Source organism: Marinomonas mediterranea MMB-1, from assembly GCF_000192865.1.
Lineage (GTDB): Bacteria > Pseudomonadota > Gammaproteobacteria > Pseudomonadales > Marinomonadaceae > Marinomonas > Marinomonas mediterranea.
Genome location: NC_015276.1, coordinates 3,820,992 through 3,843,589, shown reverse-complemented (window position 1 = coordinate 3,843,589; position 22,598 = coordinate 3,820,992). Strand labels below are relative to the sequence as shown.

At 45.5% G+C, this 22,598-nt stretch carries 21 protein-coding genes and 1 pseudogene; 17 read left to right on the top strand and 5 right to left on the bottom strand.

Features of this window, described 5'->3' with window-relative positions:
- Positions 1 to 78: 78 nt before the first annotated feature.
- From MARME_RS17565 to dtd, 17 genes and pseudogenes are all read left to right on the top strand, one after another.
- On the top strand, positions 79 to 5,652 hold the full coding sequence (locus MARME_RS17565) for an RHS repeat-associated core domain-containing protein (protein WP_013662611.1): 5,574 nt from the start codon (positions 79 to 81) through the stop codon (positions 5,650 to 5,652).
- A 4-nt stretch (positions 5,653 to 5,656) separates the two neighbouring features.
- Complete coding sequence (locus MARME_RS17560) at positions 5,657 to 5,950, top strand: hypothetical protein (RefSeq protein ID WP_013662610.1); 294 nt, start codon at positions 5,657 to 5,659, stop codon at positions 5,948 to 5,950.
- A gap of 106 nt (positions 5,951 to 6,056) precedes the next feature.
- A complete protein-coding gene (locus MARME_RS22810) occupies positions 6,057 to 7,016 on the top strand; it encodes an RHS repeat-associated core domain-containing protein (protein WP_013662609.1) in 960 nt (319 codons plus the stop codon).
- Between the two features lie 17 nt (positions 7,017 to 7,033).
- The gene (locus MARME_RS17550) at positions 7,034 to 7,423 is read left to right on the top strand and encodes an immunity 50 family protein (protein WP_013662608.1); all 390 of its coding nucleotides are present in this window, start codon (positions 7,034 to 7,036) and stop codon (positions 7,421 to 7,423) included.
- 241 nt (positions 7,424 to 7,664) lie between these two features.
- Positions 7,665 to 8,489 (top strand): HYD1 signature containing ADP-ribosyltransferase family protein, encoded by an 825-nt coding sequence (locus MARME_RS22805; protein ID WP_013662607.1) that lies wholly within the window; start codon positions 7,665 to 7,667, stop codon positions 8,487 to 8,489.
- A 4-nt stretch (positions 8,490 to 8,493) separates the two neighbouring features.
- Positions 8,494 to 8,712, top strand: a complete 219-nt coding sequence (locus MARME_RS17540) for a hypothetical protein (RefSeq protein WP_013662606.1) — start codon at positions 8,494 to 8,496, stop codon at positions 8,710 to 8,712.
- 364 nt (positions 8,713 to 9,076) lie between these two features.
- A pseudogene (locus tag MARME_RS21935) lies at positions 9,077 to 9,361 on the top strand (RHS repeat-associated core domain-containing protein); the annotation flags it as partial.
- 311 nt (positions 9,362 to 9,672) lie between these two features.
- Positions 9,673 to 10,050, top strand: a complete 378-nt coding sequence (locus tag MARME_RS17535) for a type II toxin-antitoxin system RelE/ParE family toxin (RefSeq protein WP_041647988.1) — start codon at positions 9,673 to 9,675, stop codon at positions 10,048 to 10,050.
- A complete protein-coding gene (locus tag MARME_RS17530) occupies positions 10,043 to 10,348 on the top strand; it encodes a helix-turn-helix domain-containing protein (protein WP_013662604.1) in 306 nt (101 codons plus the stop codon). The genes MARME_RS17535 and MARME_RS17530 overlap by 8 nt, the downstream gene beginning before the upstream one ends.
- Positions 10,349 to 10,535: 187 nt before the next feature.
- A complete protein-coding gene (locus MARME_RS17525) occupies positions 10,536 to 10,748 on the top strand; it encodes a hypothetical protein (protein WP_041647986.1) in 213 nt (70 codons plus the stop codon).
- Between the two features lie 141 nt (positions 10,749 to 10,889).
- Complete coding sequence (locus MARME_RS17520) at positions 10,890 to 11,798, top strand: DMT family transporter (protein ID WP_013662602.1); 909 nt, start codon at positions 10,890 to 10,892, stop codon at positions 11,796 to 11,798.
- 251 nt (positions 11,799 to 12,049) lie between these two features.
- Positions 12,050 to 13,030, top strand: coding sequence for an aldo/keto reductase (locus tag MARME_RS17515; RefSeq protein ID WP_013662601.1), 981 nt, complete (start codon positions 12,050 to 12,052; stop codon positions 13,028 to 13,030).
- A 280-nt stretch (positions 13,031 to 13,310) separates the two neighbouring features.
- Positions 13,311 to 14,531: an MFS transporter gene (locus MARME_RS17510; protein WP_013662600.1), complete on the top strand. Its 1,221-nt coding sequence runs from the start codon at positions 13,311 to 13,313 to the stop codon at positions 14,529 to 14,531.
- A gap of 115 nt (positions 14,532 to 14,646) precedes the next feature.
- Positions 14,647 to 16,236 carry an ABC-F family ATPase gene (locus MARME_RS17505; RefSeq protein ID WP_013662599.1) on the top strand — a complete coding sequence of 530 codons (1,590 nt, stop codon included), beginning with the start codon at positions 14,647 to 14,649 and terminating at the stop codon, positions 16,234 to 16,236.
- A gap of 221 nt (positions 16,237 to 16,457) precedes the next feature.
- A complete protein-coding gene (locus tag MARME_RS17500) occupies positions 16,458 to 16,844 on the top strand; it encodes a DUF2306 domain-containing protein (RefSeq protein ID WP_013662598.1) in 387 nt (128 codons plus the stop codon).
- Positions 16,845 to 17,049: 205 nt separating this feature from the next.
- Positions 17,050 to 18,870 carry a translational GTPase TypA gene (gene typA / locus MARME_RS17495; RefSeq protein WP_013662597.1) on the top strand — a complete coding sequence of 607 codons (1,821 nt, stop codon included), beginning with the start codon at positions 17,050 to 17,052 and terminating at the stop codon, positions 18,868 to 18,870.
- 240 nt (positions 18,871 to 19,110) lie between these two features.
- Entirely contained in the window at positions 19,111 to 19,545 is a 435-nt protein-coding gene (dtd, locus tag MARME_RS17490) for a D-aminoacyl-tRNA deacylase (protein WP_013662596.1), read from the top strand.
- On the opposite strand, the gene MARME_RS17485 is transcribed toward dtd, so the two are convergent.
- The 5 genes from MARME_RS17485 to MARME_RS17465 form a co-directional block, all read right to left on the bottom strand.
- Positions 19,542 to 20,486, bottom strand: coding sequence for an ornithine cyclodeaminase family protein (locus MARME_RS17485; protein WP_013662595.1), 945 nt, complete (start codon positions 20,484 to 20,486; stop codon positions 19,542 to 19,544). The two genes, dtd and MARME_RS17485, sit on opposite strands and share 4 nt — an antisense overlap.
- 264 nt (positions 20,487 to 20,750) lie before the next feature.
- A complete protein-coding gene (tatC, locus tag MARME_RS17480; RefSeq protein ID WP_013662594.1) occupies positions 20,751 to 21,557 on the bottom strand; it encodes a twin-arginine translocase subunit TatC in 807 nt (268 codons plus the stop codon).
- Between the two features lie 62 nt (positions 21,558 to 21,619).
- Positions 21,620 to 22,018: a Sec-independent protein translocase protein TatB gene (tatB, locus tag MARME_RS17475; RefSeq protein WP_013662593.1), complete on the bottom strand. Its 399-nt coding sequence runs from the start codon at positions 22,016 to 22,018 to the stop codon at positions 21,620 to 21,622.
- A gap of 2 nt (positions 22,019 to 22,020) precedes the next feature.
- Entirely contained in the window at positions 22,021 to 22,239 is a 219-nt protein-coding gene (tatA, locus tag MARME_RS17470; RefSeq protein WP_013662592.1) for a Sec-independent protein translocase subunit TatA, read from the bottom strand.
- A gap of 10 nt (positions 22,240 to 22,249) precedes the next feature.
- A complete protein-coding gene (locus MARME_RS17465; RefSeq protein ID WP_013662591.1) occupies positions 22,250 to 22,582 on the bottom strand; it encodes a phosphoribosyl-ATP diphosphatase in 333 nt (110 codons plus the stop codon).
- Positions 22,583 to 22,598: the final 16 nt, after the last annotated feature.

Sequence of the window (22,598 nt, the reverse complement as noted above, 5' to 3'; positions counted from 1 at the left end):
CAAATAGCTTGCAAAGCATCAGCGGCAACCCTAGAATCCTGCCCCGCATACCATAGATGAATCAAGGACGAATCTGCTATGAGCGATCAGGATAATCGCACTTCGCTGTCTACAGCGCCCACTTCTTCATTTCGTGATGACTCAAACGAATCGTTGCTCGCTTTTGAGCCATTAAACGAGCACTCAGGCGTACAATCAAGCACCTTTTCTGGTAACAAAGACGCAGTGGGGCGTTTACCTGCCCAAGCGAAACGATTGCTATCAGGGCATTGGTCCGACTGGGGCGAGCTCTCAAAAAATGAAGCCGGTGAATGGCAAAATACGTCCTCCGATGTCTTTTTATGCCTTGCTCAAAACCGAAAAGGCGAGTGGTATCGAGTACGCCGTCCTTTTTCGAGTCGAAACCCAGATGAGAAACGGGTTTTCTTACTCAAAGACTGCGCACTTACTCGCAAAGACACGTCTCATCAAAGTGCTTCCTTTTCGTCTGGCACCGCTGCCTCAGCCTCGACTCTTGTTTCCAGCGCAAGCCAGCAAAGCACCGACTCATACCATCATCAAGCCGCAGAACATGTAACCTATACTCTGAATCTGGCTTACGAAGACCCAGATGGTCTGCCCATTTCTCAATTAGAATACGTTATAAAGCGCGAAGACGAAGGGCGCCATACCGAAATAAAAGGTCAGCTTGACGCGTCTGCTAAAGCGCAAGAATTACTCGATGAACCGGGGCGTTACTCGGTCACCTTTTCCCAGAATGAGCGTGAGCTACAGCAGTTAAGAACAACCTTCAAAAAAGCCCTCGCAGACACCATTCGAGACAACCAAGCGCGCAAAAATGAAATGGATGCCAAGCTCAACGAAATGGGCTTTTGGGAGGAAGGCTATGTATTGTCGAAAGCGTTTGCGAACGCCTTCGTCGATCAAGCAGTGGACATCACCGACACGGTAATAGAAGGCGTTTCTACGATGGCGTCTGGCGCGGAAAAGCTGGCCTCAGGTCTCTACGAAAAATTGGCCGACGGCTACAGTTTGGAAGAGTTAAAGGGGGATTATGCGTATGTCTGTGATGAGTTCAATGAAACCTTAGAGCAAGCCGAGAAGCTTTACCAAGTCTTAGAGGTCTTAGCGAGTGACCCAGAAGTGTGGCAAGCCCTGATACAGTTTCCCACAGACTGGTTTGGCTCCTTACCCACCGAAGAAAAAGCCGAGTTCTTTGGGGCGGCCGCGTTTGATATCGTCTTAATGATCGCCGGCACGCTCGCGGCGGGGCCAGCGGGCACGGCGGCTGCAGTCGCTGCCAGTGGCTTGTCTAAAGGCAAAGTCTTAGCCCGAATCGTGTCGACCTTACGTCCGTTGCTGCAAGCTTTGCTGTTCATCTACAAATCCCCTAAAAAATACGCCATCGTCGTTGCCAAACGCGTCGAGAAACTCACGGGACGTCACCAAAAGAACACCGCTCAAATCCCTCCTCGATCGGAAAAAACCGCGACCACCCAAGCGGAAAACGACAACGGCGTGCCAACCCTGACCAACGAACGGTGTGACAAAGAAGGCGATCCTATCTCCATGACAACCGGAGAAGAAATCACCGAAGCCACCGACTTTAGTCTACCCGGACCGATCCCCGTGGAATGGACACGGGTTTATCGCTCCTCCGCCATACGAGATTGCAGTGAACTGGGGTACGGCTGGAGCCACCCTTGGTATCTTCAGTTGCAACACAAAGACAACCAAGTTCGAGTCCGAACCGAACAAGGGCTGACCGTGGCGTTTGACATCGATCCAGACCCAGCCTCTGCCCCAGACCAGCCCGGCGACAATTTACGAATCACTCACCCAAGTGGTATCGCTCTGCATCGCATTGCGGGTGTCTTTTCCGTCCTAAAAGACGGCTTCATGTACGAGTTTCAAACGGCCGAGGCAACAGAGGGATCGACCACTCCCACGAAACAGACACTCAGCCGCATACGAACTCGCGACAACCTGCATCACTGGGCATTGCACTACGACGACAATCAACGCTTGATTCGTGCGACTTCATCATGGGGAACACAACTCGACTTTGATCTGGGGCGCAACGGCCACTGGCGCTCGATTCGACATACCGCACGACAGCAACAGCCAGACCAAGAAACCGTCACTTCAGACAAGACGGATTTTCTTGAAAGAACAAAAACGTGCGTGCGTTATCGCGTGAACGCGCAAGGCGACCTCATCGGCATTAAAACGCCCTTCACGCCGCCTGCTAGTTACAAGTACGAGTCGCACCTCTTTGTTAAACACAAAAACCAAACCGGACTGGCCTTCTTTTTCGAATGGGACTCCAGCACCGCCAGAGCGCGATGCACTCGACAGTATGCCGCCGAAGGGCATTACGACTATCGGTTTGATTGGCATATTGAACCAAACGAACATCAGGTTACCGATGGTCGAGGCTTTAAAAAACGTTATATTTACAACGATCAGGGTCAGAAGATCAAATACATCGACCCAGAAGGTCACATCCAACTCTGGCGTTACACCCCTGCAGGTGACGTCGCCTTTTATCAAGACCCAAATGGGCGCGAACACACCTACGAATACGACGACCGACAACGACTTACCCAATACCGTTTGCCAACTGGCGAGACACGCCACATACGCTATTGGAAAGACACCCAACTGCCTGAGTCACTCAAAGACGAACACGGCCAAATTACCCGCTTTACCTACGATCGATACGAACAACTGATTCGCCGAACCATCACACCGCCGAACCAGCAACAGCCTAGCATAGAAGAAGAGTGGCACTACGACGAACTGACCCTGTCCTCTTACCTTGACCCACAAGGACGATTGCACCGTTACAAATGGCATACCGTCTGGCCGGAGCCGATTGAGTATGCCTTGTATGATGGCGGCCAACATCAACAAACTCAAAGTGAGCAAGCCCAAAATAAACAGGGCCAAAGTGAACAAACGGAAAACCGCACGGCTTTACTGGCGAAACAAACCATTCAGTACGATACCGAAGGGCGAGTTCAGAGCGTCACCGACCAGCATGGGCAAACCGAACACTACCAATACGACCATCAAGACCGCCTCATCGTTAAAACCGATACGACTGGTCTAGCCGAACAGTTCCAATACGATGCTGTCGGTCGGGTAATTGCCTACCAAGATCCTGTTGGTCGAGAGATCCTCTATCAGTATGGCGTCTTTGCGCAGCTCTTGGAAAAGCGCCTACCAGATGGTTCTAGTGAACGTTATGAATACGACGAAGAACGTAACCTCGTCGCCATCTACAACGGCAATGGTCAAGCCCACCGAATGGAATACGATGGCTGTGAGCGTCGTATCAAAGACCATTACCTAGACGGCCGTGAAGTACACTACCAATACGACGGATGTGGTCGACGCATACGTCAAACCGAAGGTGAGATCGAAGCGCGTTTCGAATACGACGAACGAGACCAACTCATCGCCGAGCACCATCAACACGCGACCGACTCGCGTAAAAACGTCTCTCATCACTATGGCTATGACCAACAGGGTCAGCTAAACAAAGCCGATAACGCATGGGCCAACATCGGTTTTGAATACGATGACTTAGGGCGACTTACAAACGAAAGCGCAACACATACCTTTCCATTGGCATTGGGCGCCGTACAAGACTTCCGTCATCAGATCGACATCGAAGGTTACACCGCCTTAAACCAACCTAAACGCCTTCATTACCAAGCGTTTCACGCTGTGGCGAACACCACACGTTACCTATTTTTGAGACATGGCACTGAAACCGCTTGGCGATTCAGCCAAGAAATGCAGTGGGGGTCACAAGGTCAACTCGAACACCTTGCCATCACCCATGACGACAGCCGTTATCAATCGATCCCAGTGGTACGTCGTGAACACAACCCCCTTGGTCAGATCACCCAACAAATACAAGGGCGTCATCAAACCGACTACCAGTACAACGACCTCCATCAACTAAGTGCTCAACACACACACAGTTTAAGCGAACGAAATGGTCACATAGTACAGACTTATGACCTGCGTAAGAAGAGCTACCAATACGACCTCTTACAACGCTTAACAAGCATTCGAACACAGCACCAAAACGGCCGACGTCACCAAATCGACTACGGCTACACTGACCGAGACTTTTTGACGCAGGTACGCACGACAGAATCCAATAACGCACAATTAACAGAGCCGCGAACCGACGATCAAACAGGTCATCGAACCGACGATCAAACCGACTATCAGACAGACAAGGCAGGCAACCTCCTTCCAGAAGGCATCACCCAACTGGACAAAAACCGACTGCCATTCTGGGGGGATCGTCATTACGACTACGACCAATACGGTAACCTTGTCACCATCCGCAAAGGCAAAGAGCAGTGCATTGAACAGCGCCTCATCTACAACGCCAAACACCAGCTTATGGCGTTTGAAGAGCGCAAACACGGCCAACTTACCCAAGCACTGAACTATCGATATGACGCATTAGGTCGTCGAACCGAAAAGCGAGTCTATAAAACCGAACGCCCAGAAGGGCAGACCGACTACCACAAAGACCAAAAACAATATTTCGCCGACGATGGCAGCGAACTCTGGTATCAATACAGCGAACGTTATGTCTGGCAAGGCCAAAAACTCATCCAAGTGCGCCAAGCCGACCACAACTTCGTCAACAAAACCTGGCAACACTACTACCTATACGAACCCAATAGCCACGCACCGATTGTACTCTATGACCGAGATACTGGCGTTCAAGATATCGAAACCGACCACCTCGGCACCCCCATTGCCGTATACCAACACGACACAGGTGAAACACTCTGGACAGGCGACTTCGAAACCTACGGCAAGCGTAAAAGCCAAAAAGCAGGTTTTCAAAAAGCCAGTAATCAAAAAGGTGGCAATCAAGAAGAATACAACGGCGACCAATACGATCCCAAACTCAGATTCCAAGGGCAATACGAAGACAAAGAAACCGGACTTTATCAAAACCTACACCGCTACTACGACCCACACGCAGGTCGATACATCACCCACGATCCAATCGGATTACGCGGAGGCCTCAATGCTTACCAGTACTGCCCGAATCCAGTAGAATGGATCGATCCGCTGGGGTTGAGTTGTAAGGAATCGGAGGGGGAATCTTCTAAGAAAGGAGCTGGGCAAAGCAAGATTTATCCACAAAATATTGATCTCATAACCAGCCATCCAAATGCTCATTCAATAGCACGACATGGCGGTAGCGTCACCAATGAACAGCTAATGCACAGAGCGCTAACAGGAATTTCGCCAGATGGACATGTAAAAGTTGTTAAAGGTAAGACAATTCTGCCACCGATGTCTTCAGCGTTCCATTCGGATGATTTGTTAATCTATGCAGATCAAGCTTTGCGTAATAATGATGTATTGCAGGCGGTAATTAGACAAAATCCGGGTAAATCCATAATTACAGTTAGGCCTATTGATGCTGGTGACCTTGGAATTGACCTTGGTCGAGGTTTCGAGAGAATTGCCGGAAGTAAATTGAAGCCAGAATTACAAGGTGCTCCAAATTTCGTCGAGAATCTTAGACGTGTTCAAGCAACTTACCAATTTGATCCAGCTAAACAAGTTTGGGAAACCATAACAATATTTCCAGTGAGGTAATTGAGTGAAAAATTATCCATCTCTAAGAAATTTACTAATATCTATTTTTTCAGTGGATGTAGGGTTAGAGGAAAGTGATGAAATAGCTGCATTAGATAGCGTTCTGAATGATCCAGTTCAAAGAGCAGATATTGAAGATGAGTTAAGACAACTGTTTCAAGATTCGTCTATCTCTTGGTCAGATTTACTTGAGAATGACGAATACGTGGTGTATCCAGCAGATGATGAGGTAGATGCAAAAGAGTACGTAGTGGAAAGCCTTTGGAATAGAGTTTTTCCTAATGAGAAGGTTCCATAGGAGATATATGTGAGTTACGGTAGGCTGCGTAGGTGTTACTCGCGAATGTTTATATGCTTAACATTTCAATACGGCGTATTACACTGTTCTAATACATCGTATTTTTATGCCTATTAGCCCAAGCGTATTGACTGACTCGCAACAAGACCAAAAACAATATTTCGCCGACTATGGCTGCGCACTCTGGTACCAATACAGCGAACGCTATGTGTGGCAAGACCAAAAACTCATCCAAGTTCGCCAAGCCGACCACAACTTCGTCAACAAAACCTGGCAACACTACTACCTATACGAACCCAATAGCCACGCACCGATCGCTCTCTATGATCGAGATACTGGCGTTCAAGATATCGAAACCGACCACCTCGGCACGCCGATTTCCGTGTACCAACACGACACAGGTGAAACACTTTGGGCAGGCGACTTCGAAACCTACGGCAAGCGTAAATGCCAAAAAGCAGCCAATCAAGAAGATAGCAGCGGTCAATACGATCCCAAGCTCAGATTCCAAGGGCAATACGAAGACAAAGAAACCGGACTCTACCAAAATCTACACCGCTACTACGACCCACATGCTGGTCGATACATCACCCACGATCCAATCGGATTATACGGCGGCCTCAATGCTTATCAGTACTGCCCGAATCCAGTAGAATGGATCGACCCGCTGGGGTTGAGTTGTAAGGATTGTCCAGACACAAAATCCGAAAAGAACAAAAAGACGACGTACTGGGCTGAAAGTAGGAGAGATGCTTTTAGGCAAGCTAAAAGAGATGCAAATATAGGCGCTGGACAAAAACCGCTTGTTGAACATGTGGACTTGTTAGATGGCTACGGAAAAAAAGTTTTAGATGATCAAGGGCTACCAGTGCAAGCGCGAGAATATCACTTCAAAAATATAAAGGGCGTTTCCGTTGTTATTCAAGAGCATAGTTTAGGGCATAGGAAAGCTGCTTTGGGACATGGTTTGGAACCTCATTTCAACGTTAGACGTGTTGATGAGTTGACTGGAGAGGTTTTAAATACATCGAGCTTTCCTAATACTCATGGACACTATAATTTTTAAGTTTTTTGGAGGGTACTATGTGGTTCGAGCTGGCGACTAACAGAAAGATGATTGAGTCAATGTTCTTGGGAGGATTTCCTTTAGATGAAATAGAGGTTACGAAGGTAGCATTTGAAGGCGGTGATCTTTCTATATCATTTAATACCAAAGATGTTCCTAAAAAATATCCTAAAAAGTGGAATGTAAATAAATTTAATGCTATCCATGTAACTTTGCGCCTGAGTGATGTACATAAAGTCGACTTTTCGGGGAAGAATACAGGTTGGTTCTCAGAGTTTTCTTTTGAAGAGTTTGATGGTGGTAATAAAAGTATTATTTTAAATGCAGAGCCATTCTCAATGAATTGTGAGTTTAACTTCCTTACAATTGTAAGTGTTACTCCATATGAAGATATCAGGTGGGATTGACCTATATATAGAGCGTATTATTGGAAGCGTAATACGCCCTTTTTATCCTAGTAGAAGAAGCAAACTAGTATTATAAAAAATGTTTGTCTATATACTTAACGTCTTAAAACGATGTATTACACTACGTTAATAGGTCTTCCAATCCAAACGCCCAGAAGGGCAGACCGACTATCACAAAGATCAAAAACAATATTTCGCCGACGATGGCAGCGCACTCTGGTACCAATACAGCGAACGCTATGTGTGGCAAGGCAAAAAACTCATCCAAGTTCGCCAAGCTGACCACAACTTCGTCAACAAAACCTGGCAACATTACTACCTATACGAACCCAATAGCCACGCACCGATTGCACTCTATGACCGAGATACTGGCGTTCAAGATATCGAAACCGACCACCTCGGCACGCCGATTTCCGTGTACCAACACGACACAGGTGAAACACTTTGGGCAGGCGACTTCGAAACCTACGGCAAGCGTAAATGCCAAAAAGCAGCCAATCAAGAAGATAGCAGCGGTCAATACGATCCCAAGCTCAGATTCCAAGGGCAATACGAAGACAAAGAAACCGGACTCTACCAAAATCTACACCGCTACTACGACCCACATGCTGGTCGATACATCACCCACGATCCAATCGGATTATACGGCGGCCTCAATGCTTATCAGTACTGCCCGAATCCAGTAGAATGGATCGACCCGCTGGGGTTGAGTTGTAAGGAATCGGTGGGGGAATCTTCTAAGAAAGGGGATGTTGCAAAGGGTGACAGGGTTCGCCATTTTACTAATAGTAAAGGTGTTCAAGCAATCAAAGAGTCAAATATGATTAAGGCTAGCGACCAAAATAGTGTGTTTACTGTAAAGGCTAAAGGAAAGCCTGGAAGCCCGAGAGACGTTGAGCAGCAATTAGGTATTGGACGTGGTAGAGCAAATCATATAGTTGAATTTGATGCGAACTCTAGCGAATTTAGTGTGGTTGAAAACCCTATCACAGGGGCTACGGAACGAGTTTTCAAAGGGGATGTGGATTTAAGTAATCGCAACCCAACATTTAAGAAAAATAGGTGATCATATGGATTTAAAGGTAGATGTATCGGTTGATGAGGTTAAGAGAGTTTTTGACCTATTAGAAAAGCTCAATTCGCTTTTTCACCAGCCTATGAAGTATGAAGACTCAGAGCTTGTAATTGCTTTTGCAGAAGCTAATTATAAGGAAATTAGTACTCTTTATTACAATGTAGTATGGGAGTGGCTTCCGGAAAGTGTGAAGGCTGAAATTGAAGATGGATAATAGCATCATCGTACAGATGTATTTCTCCCATTAAGTGAGGAAAAGTATATCTGTACGATGTTTTCTTTTTTGAAATATTACAAAGACAGCAGATATTATTCTTTATAGAAAAACTGTATTTAGCGAAGTCAAAAAAAAGCGGAATGAATTCAATAGCCACGCACCTATCACACTCTATGACCGAGATACTGGCGTTCAAAATATCGAAACCGACCACCTCGGCACCCCTATTGCCGTGTACCGACACGACACAGGTGAAACACTTTGGACAGATGACTTCGAACCCTACGGCAAGCGTAAAAGCCAAAAAGTAGGTTTTCAAAAAAACGGTTATTAAGAAGAGCATAGCAGCGATCAATACGATCCCAGACTCAGATTCCAAGGGCAATACGAAGACAAAGAAACCGGGCTCTATCAAAACCTACACCGCTACTACGACCCACATGCAGGTCGATACATCACCCACGATCCAATTGGGTTACGTGGCGGCCTCAATGCTTACCAGTACTGTCCGAATCAGACGAAGACAACTTGCTCAGTACACTTCAGTTGCATTGCGTTCGGTCCGTTCACCGAAAAACTACGCGGTAAACGGCCTGCCACTTCATGTCAATCAACTTCCGCTGCACTGCCCTTGCCCCACAAATAGCCGTGGGGTAAGAGTAAATTTAGCGGCGAAAAAAACGCCGCTAAATTACGTGTTTACTAAAATAAGGGGCGGAAAGCCTAAGCTCCAAAGCCAAAACACAATCAAAACTGCTTCAGTTAAGCTCAAACAAATCGCACGGATATGCCCATACAGCCAAAAACTAGCTTGTGGGCGTGCGTGGCTCCCTGTGGTTCAGTCCTTGCGCCAAAAGCCGCGCAAGCCCACGCCGAAGGCAGCATGAATAACAACTGTTAAAAGGTGGTTTGTATGTGGCACTAGGTGCTATACTTTATTGATAAGATCAAGGGAACATGATGCGGATATTTAAAAACAAGGCGTTCAGTAAATGGGCGGCAAAGGAAGGACTGGACGATGATACCCTGCGAGCAGCGGTTGATGAAATGGGGCGAGGCTTGATTGACGCCGACTTAGGCGGCTATGTGATGAAAAAGCGAGTGGCAATCGGTGGTCGAGGTAAAAGCGGAGGACTTAGAACGCTGTTGGCGTACAAGGTGGGTAACAAAGCGTTCTTCGTATATGGCTTCGCTAAAAACGCCAGAGCCAACATCAAAGACGATGAACTGAAAGCATTAAAATACTTAGCTGCTGAATTACTCGGCTACAGTGACAAGGCATTAACCCAAGCCGTTAAAAACGGCGCGTTAATTGAGGTAGAAAACGATGGATAAATCAATCTTAGACATGGTGCACGACACGGCCCAAGACCTACACGAAGCAGGCGTGATGAAAGAGACCACCTTGCGTGAGTTCGATGCAATGTGTTTACCGCCCGTAAAAGAATACAGTGCGACTCAAATAAAACGCATTCGCATACAAAGTCACGCCAGCCAAGGTGTGTTCGCGGCGTATTTGAATACCAGTAAGTCGACGGTTCAGAAGTGGGAGCAAGGCGTGAAAAAGCCAAACGGCCCCTCATTGAAATTGTTAAACCTGGTTGCCGAAAAAGGCTTGGAAGTACTGGCTTAGAAAAGAGAGTAACTAAACAAGAAGCCTCGAAGCGTTCGGGGCTTTTTATTGCATGGCTGCTCTGAAGATAGTTTTAAACACCAATAATGTTATGTGCCCACTTTGTATCGTTGAAGAGCCATATTCATTATTTGGACATTTTCTATCTTTTGAAACGGTGCCGACACGAATTAAATAAATTGATTTTGTGATAGAAATATCAAGATCCAGTGGTAACACAGAAATAGAACGAGATGATTCGGTACTTACGATATTCCCAAGCGGAAAAGTTGAATTGGATGTATGGATTGAAGATGAAGAGGGTGGTACAAGCATACAAACCACACTCTCAGATTTTGAAAAAATGTTTGTCGATTGGAAAGCATTTTTAGAGTGTGAGTGGGGTGATTATCGGTGCTAGCGCTCCGTCCCCAAACCTCCATCAAAAACACCAAAACATGATGTTGTAAATGAAAGACGTTTTGTTTTATCCGCTTTTCTAGCTTTGGCATCCTTTCTGCACGACTTCGGCCGATCACACAACATAGGCGCGAAGACTTCCATGATATCGTTTAAAAATCCGAGTACGCATTTTGCGTCACTCGTTGCTTTCTCTGCGGCGGCATTTTGGGGCGTCTATTGGATACCGTTACGATATTTGGAATCACAAGGCGTTCAAGGTGTTGCGGCAGTGGTGTTATTGAACCTTCCTGCCATTCTTCCACTATTGATTATTGTCGGACTGACTCTGCATCGCTACCAAACGCATTGGCGAGCGTTGTGTCTTATAGGCTTGTGTTCTGGTCTTGGAATCGCGTTGTACTCATCTGGTGTGATTTACTCATCTGTTGTTCGAGCAACTCTGCTATTTTACTTAACGCCTGTATGGTCGACGCTGATTGAAATTTTTTGGCTAAAGGAGCGTGTGACTTGGACCCGCTGGTTGGCGGTGGTGGTTGGCCTTTTGGGAATGGTATTGTTGCTTTCAGGAGGGGACTTCGGTGAGCAGGGAAAAGGGGATGTGCTTGCGTTCTTTTCGGGTGTTTTTTGGGCGTTGGGCGCGTCTATGGTGCGTCGATATAACCGTGTTCCTATTCCCGGTATGGCGCTAGGTCAGTTTTCAGCCACAGTGATTGGGGCTTTGTTAATTGGTTACTTTTTCGGTTCTGCACCAATGGCGGACGTTGTTCTGACGGAGAGTGCCGCGACGGTTATGTTTTCTTTCTCGTTGCTGATTCTTATGCCGATTGTGGTTGCGATATTTTGGGCGCAAAAAGTAATTAACCCTGGACGAGCGGGTTTACTGATGATGTCTGAGGTCATGGTGGCCGTAATTTCTGCCAGTATTATTTTGTCGGAAGAGCGCATGCAGGCAATAGAATGGCTAGGTGCGGTTTTAATTTTGAGCGCCTGTCTGGTTGAAGTATTGGGCTCGATGCAATTAAAAGCGCGCTCTAAACTGTCCACATAGTATGTGATTGCCGACCTAACCTTGCAACTTGACACCGAATTAGATATTAGTTTTGTTGTATCGAGATCTTTGCCAGACTGCTGTGCTCTCTAAAACAGTGCTAAAAGAGACTCAAAGAGTTCATTTATAACGCATAAATTCTGTTTTTCGTCTATTTTTACCTCGTCTTGGCGTTGTTCGAGGTGTCGTGCAAAGACCTCGTATCAGTTAGATTGAATAAAAATAAAATACATTGATTTCTAGGAGGCAAGATGTACCAACGTAAGCTAGGAAAGTCAGGTCTAGAAGTGTCTGAGATCGGTTTAGGCTGCTGGCAGCTCGGAAACGATTTCGGTGCAATTGAAGAGAATGTAGCGCTCGATATTTTAACAACGGCGTATCAACAAGGTGTTACATTTTTTGATACGGCGGATGTCTACGGCGCGGGTTTGTCGGAAGAGCGAATCGGCCAATGGCGCAAGACGTTAGATACGCCTCCTATTATCGCAACCAAAGTCGGACGCAATCCGAACCTTTATCCAGACGGCTATACCAAGGCCGCTGTGAAAGAAAGCTTGGCAAATTCTGCAAAACGCTTGGGAGTTGAGGCGATTGACCTTGCTCAATTGCATTGTGTGCCTCGTGACGTGCTGTTTGCGGGTGACATCATTGCTTGGATGGAAGACTTACAGCAAGAAGGATTGATAAAGCACTTCGGCGCAAGTGTCGAAATGCTTGATGAAGCGCTGTTCTGTTGTAACTCTAAAGCGTTAACGTCATTACAAATTCTGTTTAATGTGTTTCGTCAGGATGCAACGACGGAGCTATTTCCTGCGGCTGAGCAAAACGAGGTCGGAATTATCGTTCGTCTTCCGTTGGCCAGCGGCCTGCTTTCTGGAAAGATGACCAAAACACGTTCGTTCGAACAAGGTGATCATCGAAACTATAATCGAGACGGCGCGGCGTTTCACGTAGGCGAAACATTCAATGGCATTCCTTACGAATTGGGCGTTGATCTGGCAGAGCAAGCTAAGACGATTCTCCCAGAGGGAATGGATCTGGTTGATGTCGCGCTGCGTTGGATATTAGATCACCCTCAAATATCCAGTGTTATAGCGGGGACGACGAAGGCAGAGCAAGTTATGCGTAATACCCAAGCGTCTGCGCTACCTCCTTTGTCCGTTGAGTTACATCAAGCGCTTGCTGAGTTTTATAAACTGCATGTTCGTCAGCATATCAGAGGTGGGATCTAATTTAGGCTCTCTCATCACATTAGGGCGTCTGAACGTTGATTCTCGGCTTCCCTAATGTGTGTCCTTTAATTCGCGTACTCCTCTTTCAATTTGTGTGCCCCTTTCTTAATTCGTGTACCTCGTTCTTAATTTTAGCGCCACTGCGCCAATTGGAATTCCTTTTTCTCTCCTGCTTTTCGTTGTCGAAATACCGTTACAATGCTGGCTCAAATTCATGACCTTTTAATATCGAAGGTCAGTTTGTAAAACTTAATCTCTAACTAGCAAACGGGAATACGCAATGGCAATCACGGCCAACGAAGGAAAGGTAAGTCAGCAATCTACACAATCTACATCGTGGTTAGCCGTCATTTTATTGTGGGTTGCGGGCATCGCGGCAGCCATGCAATTTGCCAAGTTTTCGATATCGTACAATCAAGTACTAAACCACTATCAAATAGAGCCCGCGCTCGCAGGGGCTTCATTATCTATAGTGGGCGTTGTGGGGCTTATTTTTGGCGTGACGGCGGGCATTATCGCTAACAAAGTCGGCTATTTTAGAGTCCTGATCGGCGCGCTTTTCGTCGGTGCTATCATGTCTTTTCTCCAGTCTCTTTTGCCGTCGTTTGAATGGATTTTGCTTTCTCGTTTGTTGGAAGGTTTTTCTCAGCTAGGTGTGGTCGTCGCGGCACCGACTATTATAGCGTTGTTGAGTGCGCCACATCATAAGTCACTTACAATGGGTCTTTGGGGAACCTTCTTTGGTGTTGCGTTTGCTATCAGTGGTTGGGCTGGAAATGAAATTTTAGCTAACTACGATCTCTCTGGGTTGTACTTTAGTCACGCCCTTTTTATTCTGTTTATAGCATTGGTGTTGTTATTTGTTTTAGATAAAAATGAGTCGCGCTACCGATCTGAATTGCCATCAAGCGGCGAATCTTATGTGTCTAAATTGATGAGCATTTATCGGAATCCGCGTACGCTGCTGCCTTGTGTGGTTTTCCTGTTTTATACCTGTACGCTCGTGTCTTTATTGACGTATCTTCCAAACTTTATTGAAGACGCCAATCTGACTGCGACGCTTCAGATCGTGTTGCCATTAGTCAGTACAACAGGAACCTTTTTGGCGGGAGCCATCTCTCAGTATTGGTTACCACCTCAGCGTGTTGCCGTGATTGCGTATATTGGGTTGGGAGTGGGTGCCCTTTTATTAATGTTGAACCCAGTAAGTGAACTGCATTTGTGCGCTATCTTTGGGTTGATGATCTTCAGCGCTGGACTTATCCCAGGGGCGGCACTTTCTTTAATACCAAGGCTTGCGCGCAATAGCTATGAGCAAGGTAACGGTTATGGCTTGATTGCTCAATTAGGGAATTTGGGCGCGACGGTTGGGCCACCGCTTTATGCGGCTGTTATTGCGTTTTCTGGTATCGATGGATTAGCGATTGTTGCGTTGATTGCTTGTGGTTTTGGTGGACTTGCTAGCTTTTTAGTTGGGAGATTAAAGCCCGCTTCTGAATAATAATGAAAAGATTTTTCAGGCATTGGCATAGACATTTCATACACAGCCTTTATAGTACGCTCATTAATCAATTCTCGTATCCTGAGTGATACGTCACATTACTTTTGGAAAGCACATGATCACTGTTTCTAACGTTACCATGCAATTTGGTAGCAAACCCCTATTCGAAAACATTTCCGTTAAGTTCGGCGATGGTAACCGCTACGGTCTAATTGGTGCGAACGGCTGTGGTAAGTCCACGCTGATGAAAATTTTGGACGGTTCGCTGGCATCAACAGCGGGCAACGTGTCGGTTACACCAAATGAGCGAGTAGGTAAGCTGAATCAGGATCAGTTCGCGTTCGAAGAATACTCTGTGATTGACACTGTAATTATGGGTCATAAAGAGCTATGGGAAGTGAAGCAAGAGCGTGATCGCATTTATAGCTTGCCTGAAATGAGTGAAGAAGACGGCATCAAGGTGGCTGAGCTTGAAGGTGACTTCGCTGAAATGGACGGTTACAGTGCAGAAAGCCGTGCTGGTGAGATCCTTCTCGGTGCAGGTATTGCTGAAGAGCTGCATTTTGGACCGATGAGTGAGGTTGCTCCGGGTTGGAAGCTTCGAGTATTGCTCGCTCAAGCATTGTTTTCTGAGCCTGATATTCTGCTGCTTGATGAGCCTACCAACAACTTGGACATTGATTCTATCCGTTGGTTAGAAGGCATTCTGAACGATTATAAGTCCACCATGGTTATTATTTCCCATGATCGTCACTTCCTAAACTCTGTGTGTACTCATATGGCGGACATCGATTACGGTGAGCTGCGTGTATACCCAGGGAACTACGATGACTTTATGCTTGCCTCTACGCAGGCACGTGAAACCATGATGGCGGCCAACGCTAAGAAATCTGCTCAAATTGCAGAATTAAAGCAGTTTGTAGCGCGTTTCTCTGCGAACGCATCGAAAGCAAAACAAGCGACGTCTCGTGCTAAGCAACTGGATAAAATACAGCTGCAAGACATTAAACCTTCCAGCAGACAGAACCCTTTTATTCGTTTTGAACAAGAGAAGAAGCTTCACCGCCAGGCTCTTATACTGGAAAACGTTGGTCATGGGTTTGATGGCGAAACGCTATACAGCGGCGGCAGTTTGATGCTTGAAGCTGGAACTCGATTAGCCGTGCTGGGTGAAAACGGTGTTGGTAAAACCACCTTTTTGCGTGGCTTGATGTCTGAAATTGAGTTTAATAATGGTGACGTTAAGTGGGCGGAAAATGCCGTTTTGGGTTACTGCCCGCAAGACAGTAACGATGATTTTGCGAATGATATGACGATCTTTGAATGGATGAGTCAATGGCGCAAAGAGGGCGATGATGATCAAGCCGTCCGTGGTATTTTAGGTCGCATGTTATTTTCTTCTGATGATATTAAGAAGAAAGCCAAAGTCTGTTCCGGTGGTGAGAAGAACCGTTTGCTGTTTGGCAAGCTAATCATGCAACAGCCTAATGTATTGATTATGGATGAACCGACTAACCACTTAGACATGGAATCGATTGAGTCTTTGAACATGGCGCTGGATATGTTCCAAGGCACATTAATCTTCGTGAGTCATGACCGTGAGTTTGTTTCCTCTTTGGCGACTGAAATTATTCACATCAATGATAAGAAGTTAGATCACTTTAAAGGTAACTACGACGAGTTTTTGTCTAGCCGTGATCTATAATATCTTTTAAAGATTGTGCTCTTATAAAGGTCTGATTCGTTTACGAGTCGGGCCTTTTTATTGAATGTCATGTTGTCACTAAAAATATAAGATTGAGAAGCGCAAGATTGATCATTCTCGGGGAGAGCGTTAGTCGATACACTATTTTTAGCGATCACTGTTTACCGCGATCACTATTTACAGCAATAGCAACTTTAAAACGATCATAATGGATTTCGGACATGACTTATCTGCAATTGGCTTATTTACATCTAGCGACGGTTTTACCCGCCTTTGTCATTGGGACGATACTTCTAGTAAATAGAAAGGGAACGCCACGACATAAGTTGATGGGCAAGTGTTATATGTTGCTGATGGTGATTACCGCCAGTATTACCCTCGTTATGCCTGCGCATGTTGGCCCTCGTTTGTTAGATCATTTTGGATTTATTCACCTATTTAGTTTGCTTGTTTTCTATCATGTACCCAATGCGATAGTGGCAATCCGAAAGGGCAATGTCGCTCGACATAAGTCCAGTATGCTTGGGCTGTATATTGGCGGATTGATCATTGCAGGAAGCTTCGCCTTTATGCCGGGAAGATTGTTGCATACTTGGTTATTTACCTAATCACTGACGGCTTACGCTGCGTCAGCTTCTAAATCCGATTTATCGATCTATCAGGTTTTTTTATTAAATTTTCGCAGTTTAATGGGAAGTTCACAAAGATAAGGGTACAATTGCGCGAATTTTACTCCGTATGATAGTTCAGACGGTTGAAACAAAGCGTTTCACGAGCTGTACTTTCCATCTCGTATATTATAGAGAAACCAAAATGTCGATTGATATCAGTAAGTTACGTAACGTGGCAATTATTGCTCACGTTGACCATGGTAAAACCACACTCGTAGATCAGTTGTTGAGTCAGTCTGGTACGCTTGATCGTAAAGATGAAGGCGCTGAGCGCATCATGGATTCCAACGATCAGGAAAAAGAACGTGGTATTACCATTTTGGCGAAAAACACGTCCATTAAATGGAACGATTACCGCATTAACATTGTGGACACACCTGGACACGCTGACTTCGGTGGTGAAGTAGAACGCGTATTGTCTATGGTTGACTCTGTATTGTTGTTGGTAGATGCCGTTGACGGACCAATGCCACAAACACGTTTTGTAACTTCTAAAGCGTTTGAGCGCGGTTTGCGTCCAATCGTTGTTATCAACAAAATTGACCGTCCAGGCGCTCGCCCTGACTGGGTAATGGATCAAGTATTTGATTTGTTCGATAGTCTTGGTGCGACAGAAGAGCAGTTGGATTTCCCTGTTATCTACGCATCTGCAATCAACGGTATCTCTGGTAATGATCCAGAAGCAATGGCAGAAGATATGACGCCGCTGTACCAAATGATTGTCGACAGTGTTCCAGTACCTAATGTTGATCCAGAAGGTACATTCCAAATGCAGGTTTCTGCATTGGATTACGACAGCTATGTTGGCGTTATTGGTATCGGTCGTATTACTCGCGGCAGTTTGTCTCCAAACCAGCAAGTCGTTATTAAATCATCCGATGATAAAGAGCGTAAAGGCAAGATCTTAAACGTAAAAGGCTACCATGGCCTTCAGCGCGTCGATACAGATCTAGCTTCTGCAGGTGATATTGTTTGTATTACGGGTATTGATGGCCTAAGTATCTCTGATACTTTGTGTGATCCTACTTGTGTTGAGTCTCTACCTATTTTGACGGTAGATGAGCCAACAGTAAGCATGACATTCATCGTTAACGACTCTCCATTTGCGGGTAAAGAAGGTAAGTTCGTTACCACCCGTAATATTAAAGAGCGTCTAGATCAAGAGTTGATCCACAACGTTGCGCTACGTGTTGAGCAAGGCGATACGCCTGACAAGTTCATTGTGTCTGGTCGTGGTGAATTACACTTATCTGTATTGATCGAAAGCATGCGTCGTGAAGGCTTTGAAATGGGCGTTTCTCGTCCAGAAGTTGTTCAAAAAGAAATCGACGGACAAATTCAAGAGCCATTCGAACAAGTGGTTATTGATGTTGAAGAACAACATCAGGGTTCAATTATGGAAGAACTTGGCTTGCGTAAAGCCGAGCTTACTAACATGGAACCTGACAACAAAGGCCGTGTACGTCTTGAGTTCATCGTACCGTCTCGTGGTCTGATTGGTTTCCGTGGCTTATTCCTAACGCTAACGTCTGGTTCTGGTATCATGACAAGTGTCTTCGATCACTATGGTCCAGTAAAAGACGGCGAAGTATCAGGTCGTCAAAATGGCGTACTTGTTAGTATGCTAACGGGTAAAACAGCAGCATACGCTTTGTTTAACTTGCAAAGCCGTGGTCGTCTATTCCTAGGTCACGCTGTGGAAGTATACGAAGGCCAAGTTATCGGTATTCACTCTCGCGATAACGACTTAGCGGTTAACCCAATTAAAGGTAAGCAGTTAACAAACGTACGTGCTTCTGGTACGGATGAAGCGTTGACATTGACGCCACCGATTAAGCACACGCTAGAGCAAGCGCTTGAGTTCATCGAAGACGACGAGTTGGTAGAAGTAACGCCAGAAAGCATTCGTATTCGTAAGAAGCTATTGACTGAAAACGAGCGTAAACGCGCTGGTCGTAAGTAAGTAATACCAAAGCTCAATTAGCTTTTAATCGAGCAGCAGCAAATAGACTCTTTCAATAGAGTTTAGGAGCGGCAGAAGCGCCTTCGGGCGCTTTTGTTTTTTTTAGGGCCTTGTTTCTTGTTAATCGTTCCTTTTCCTTCCTATCGGGTTTTGTGTTTGTGCAGTACAAGATAACCGTCAAAACTGTCTTCTGAAATGTTATATTCCAATGTTATCTAATCAAGTTCACTAAGGATAAATATGAAAGTATTGGTTCAACGCGCAATCGACGCCAGTGTTGTGGTAGAAGGTGAAGTGATTGGCGCAATTGATCATGGGCAGCTTGTGTTGGTGGGAATCGAAAAAGGCGATACTGAAGACGATACGAAGCGCCTTGCTGATAAATTATTGAAATACCGTATGTTCAGTGATGATGACGGCAAGATGAATTTAAATGTTCAACAAGTTGGCGGAGGGGTTCTTCTTGTCTCTCAGTTTACGTTGGCAGCAGAAACAAAAAAGGGCTTACGTCCTGGATTCTCGACGGCAGCAGTACCTGAAGAGGGGAGGCGCTTATTTGATGATTTCGTTGCTAAGGTCAAAACTCAGTACGATAAAGTGGAAACGGGCCAATTTGGTGCGGATATGAAGATTCGTTTTACCAATGACGGACCCGTAACCTTTATGTTGGATTAGTTCAATTTCTTGTAAATTAAGTGAGCGCTTGCTACGTCCCCAAGCGCTGTGCCGACGGACTTAAATAATGTTATTTGGCTGCTGTTTGTTCTAGGGGTGACGTTTCCAGAACACAACTCAGAGAGCTCACCTAATATATGCGAATGCTCAATGGCGCCTTCGTTAAGCGGAATTAAGATCTCTCCTGCTTCGTTTAAAACATTTAAGCGACTATCGACAATAACTCGAGACATGTGAACGGTTGCTGAATCACACTCGCGTGAGTTAGGGTGATGGTTTCCTACTAAATCGATGTGCGTGCCTGCTGCAAGCAATGAGCTCTTGAAAAGAGGTATACTCGCGCTGGTAGCGCAGCTAACAATATCGACGCCAGTGATGATATCTTCTGGTGTCGGGCAGGGAACAACGTCAATATCTGGGCGCTTTTGCCTTACTCGCTCGCAGGTTTTTTCCATTTTGCTCAGTTGTCTTCCGTGGATATATATTTTCTTCAACGGTCTGACTGCTGCATGCGCCAGAGCCATATAAGGTGCCATCGCGCCTGTACCGTATAAAAGTAGTGACTCAGAGTCTTCACGTGACATCAAAGAGGATGCCAATGCTGAAACCGCAGCGGTTCGCCAGTTAGTCAGACTGGTGCCGTCGACTAGGGCTATTGGCACTCCAGATTCTCGATCAAACAATAGGACTTGGGCGGATGTTGTGACGAGACCTTTAGACGGGTTGCCAGGGTAGTTAGTGAAGCTTTTAACGCCAATGACTTCGTCTGTCCAAGCAGGAAGAAGTGCGAAGGTATTATGGTGTTCGGTATCGTCAGAAGGTATCGGATACATCTGTCGCTGAGGCATACCGAAGTCACGGGAAAATGCACTTTTTAAGGCGCTAACTAAGGTTGTGAAATCCAGTGTTGATTCTACCTGTTCAGCGGAGATGATTAGCATGCTTGCTCCTTTCCTGAGTATTTTGTTGAATACGCTTAGTCAATTGTTTGTTTTTTCTACGGTAACGCAATGCAGAGGAGACTTAAAGAGACGGATGGCATAAATCGCGCTGAATTAGAGCTAGCTGAAAGCAAGAGGATAGTATTAAGTGAGTTTAAATCGGGCAGCGTTAAATGGGATAAGATGGGTAAGTGAGAAGCAAAGACAAATCATCGTTTCGTTGGTTTGAAACGTGATTTGTCTACTTTTTGCGAGGAATGAATTCTAGGGTTGAGTCTTCGCTACTTCGCTTTTTTCGTCATCCTTGTTCTTATCCTCTTCTGTTTCGCTTTCAGTCTCTTCTTCTTGTTTTACTGTGCGTCCTGCAAGTAAACCAACTTCAAACAAAAGCCACATAGGGATGGCTAATAACGTCTGAGAGAAAATATCTGGTGGCGTGATCAGCATGCCAACGACAAAACAGCCTAAAAAGACATACGGACGTTTTTTAGATAAGGTGGCAACCGTAGTGACACCTGCTTTTATTAGCAAGTAAGTCGCAACAGGGATTTCGAAGGTTACGCCAAACGCGAAGAACAATTTGAGAACGAAGTTCAAGTAATTGTTAATGTCCGTCATGACGGTGACTTCACCGGGCCCTACTGTGGTGAAAAAGCCAAAGATGAGTGGTAATACAACATAGTAGGCAAACAGTATGCCTGCGTAAAACAGGAGCACGCTTGAGATTAAAAGTGGGATCGCGATGGTTTTTTCGTTTTTATACAAAGCGGGTGCAATAAACGCCCACGCTTGAAATAGCGTATAAGGAATCGTCAGTAAGACGGCAACAGCAAAGGTAAGTTTAAGTGGCGCGAGAAAAGGGGATGCCACTTCTGTTGCAATTAATGAACTTCCTTCGGGAAGAAGTAGTCTTAATGGTTCAGATACCATTAGATAGAGTTCGTTAGCGAAGGCGTATAGACCGACAAAGGCTAACAAAATAACAAGGACGGCTTTTAGAAGCCTATTTCTTAGCTCAATAAGATGAGCTACTAAAGGAGCTTGGCCCGTTTCAGTACTGTCTTGGCTCATTGTTTAGTGATCCAGCATTTAAAACTATGATTAACAGATAACAACGTACGTCTAACGAAATGCTAATTTGCGTTAGACGCTTTTGTAGTCTCTTGTGAGTCTTCCAGAGTGTTCGTAGTCTGTGCAGAAGGAGACGGACTTGGTTGCTCTGCCTCTTGCACGTTATCCACAAGATTAGGTTCCCCAGACTCTGTTAATTGAGTTTCTGGCAAAGGTGTTATCGTGTTTTGAATTTCTCGAGATTCTTTGAGTATTCTTTCATTGGTCTCTTTGATTTTTTGCTGCATCTCTTCTTGATCAAGCTGCGCATTGATTTCACGTTGAACCGATTGAACACTTCTACGAATCTTACGAACCCAAAGGCCAGCCGTCTTTGCCGCAACAGGTAATCTTTCGGGTCCCAAAATCAGCAGCCCGACTACGAATACAACGAGTAGTTCAGAAAGGCCTATATCAAACACGCTTAGACACTCTTATTGTCTTTGCTGGATTCGCCTTCAATCACTTTACTTTGTGCTACGTCAGCGTCTTCCTTTTCGCCTTCTTTATTCACGGCTTCTTTAAAACCCTTCACTGCGCCACCTAGATCAGAGCCTAGGTTTTTGAACTTTTTCGTTCCGAAAATCAGGATCAAAATAGCCAAAACAATTAACAATTGCCAAATACTAATACCGCCTAACATAGTGATTCTCCTACTTTGTTCGATTGGCCTTTTCATCAAGACCAGATAAATTAAATCGTCTAGCTAACTCTTCTAACACATCTTGGGGGGATAAATCCAGATGTGAAAGCATTACAAGGCTATGGAACCATAGGTCCGCTGTTTCGTAGATCACGTCTTTTTTGTCGCCAGATGCTTGTGCATCTTTGGCGGCAAGGATCGTTTCGACGCTTTCTTCGCCAACCTTTTCTAAGATTTTGTTTAATCCTTTAGCATGGAGGCTTGCAACATAAGAAGAGTCAGGTGCAGCAGTCTTGCGTTGTTCCAAAGTTGTAGCGAGTTCGGCTAGAACATCTACTTTCATTATAGTCTCTCAATTA

Coding starts and splice junctions, on each gene's coding strand:
- MARME_RS17565 (WP_013662611.1), top strand. CDS start 79: ATGAGCGATCAGGATAATCGCACTTCGCTGTCTACAGCGCCCACTTCT.
- MARME_RS22810 (WP_013662609.1), top strand. CDS start 6,057: ATGCCTATTAGCCCAAGCGTATTGACTGACTCGCAACAAGACCAAAAA.
- MARME_RS17550 (WP_013662608.1), top strand. CDS start 7,034: ATGTGGTTCGAGCTGGCGACTAACAGAAAGATGATTGAGTCAATGTTC.
- MARME_RS17540 (WP_013662606.1), top strand. CDS start 8,494: ATGGATTTAAAGGTAGATGTATCGGTTGATGAGGTTAAGAGAGTTTTT.
- MARME_RS17535 (WP_041647988.1), top strand. CDS start 9,673: ATGATGCGGATATTTAAAAACAAGGCGTTCAGTAAATGGGCGGCAAAG.
- MARME_RS17530 (WP_013662604.1), top strand. CDS start 10,043: ATGGATAAATCAATCTTAGACATGGTGCACGACACGGCCCAAGACCTA.
- MARME_RS17520 (WP_013662602.1), top strand. CDS start 10,890: ATGATATCGTTTAAAAATCCGAGTACGCATTTTGCGTCACTCGTTGCT.
- MARME_RS17515 (WP_013662601.1), top strand. CDS start 12,050: ATGTACCAACGTAAGCTAGGAAAGTCAGGTCTAGAAGTGTCTGAGATC.
- MARME_RS17510 (WP_013662600.1), top strand. CDS start 13,311: ATGGCAATCACGGCCAACGAAGGAAAGGTAAGTCAGCAATCTACACAA.
- MARME_RS17505 (WP_013662599.1), top strand. CDS start 14,647: ATGATCACTGTTTCTAACGTTACCATGCAATTTGGTAGCAAACCCCTA.
- MARME_RS17500 (WP_013662598.1), top strand. CDS start 16,458: ATGACTTATCTGCAATTGGCTTATTTACATCTAGCGACGGTTTTACCC.
- typA (WP_013662597.1), top strand. CDS start 17,050: ATGTCGATTGATATCAGTAAGTTACGTAACGTGGCAATTATTGCTCAC.
- dtd (WP_013662596.1), top strand. CDS start 19,111: ATGAAAGTATTGGTTCAACGCGCAATCGACGCCAGTGTTGTGGTAGAA.
- MARME_RS17485 (WP_013662595.1), bottom strand. CDS start 20,486: ATGCTAATCATCTCCGCTGAACAGGTAGAATCAACACTGGATTTCACA.
- tatC (WP_013662594.1), bottom strand. CDS start 21,557: ATGAGCCAAGACAGTACTGAAACGGGCCAAGCTCCTTTAGTAGCTCAT.
- tatA (WP_013662592.1), bottom strand. CDS start 22,239: ATGTTAGGCGGTATTAGTATTTGGCAATTGTTAATTGTTTTGGCTATT.
- MARME_RS17465 (WP_013662591.1), bottom strand. CDS start 22,582: ATGAAAGTAGATGTTCTAGCCGAACTCGCTACAACTTTGGAACAACGC.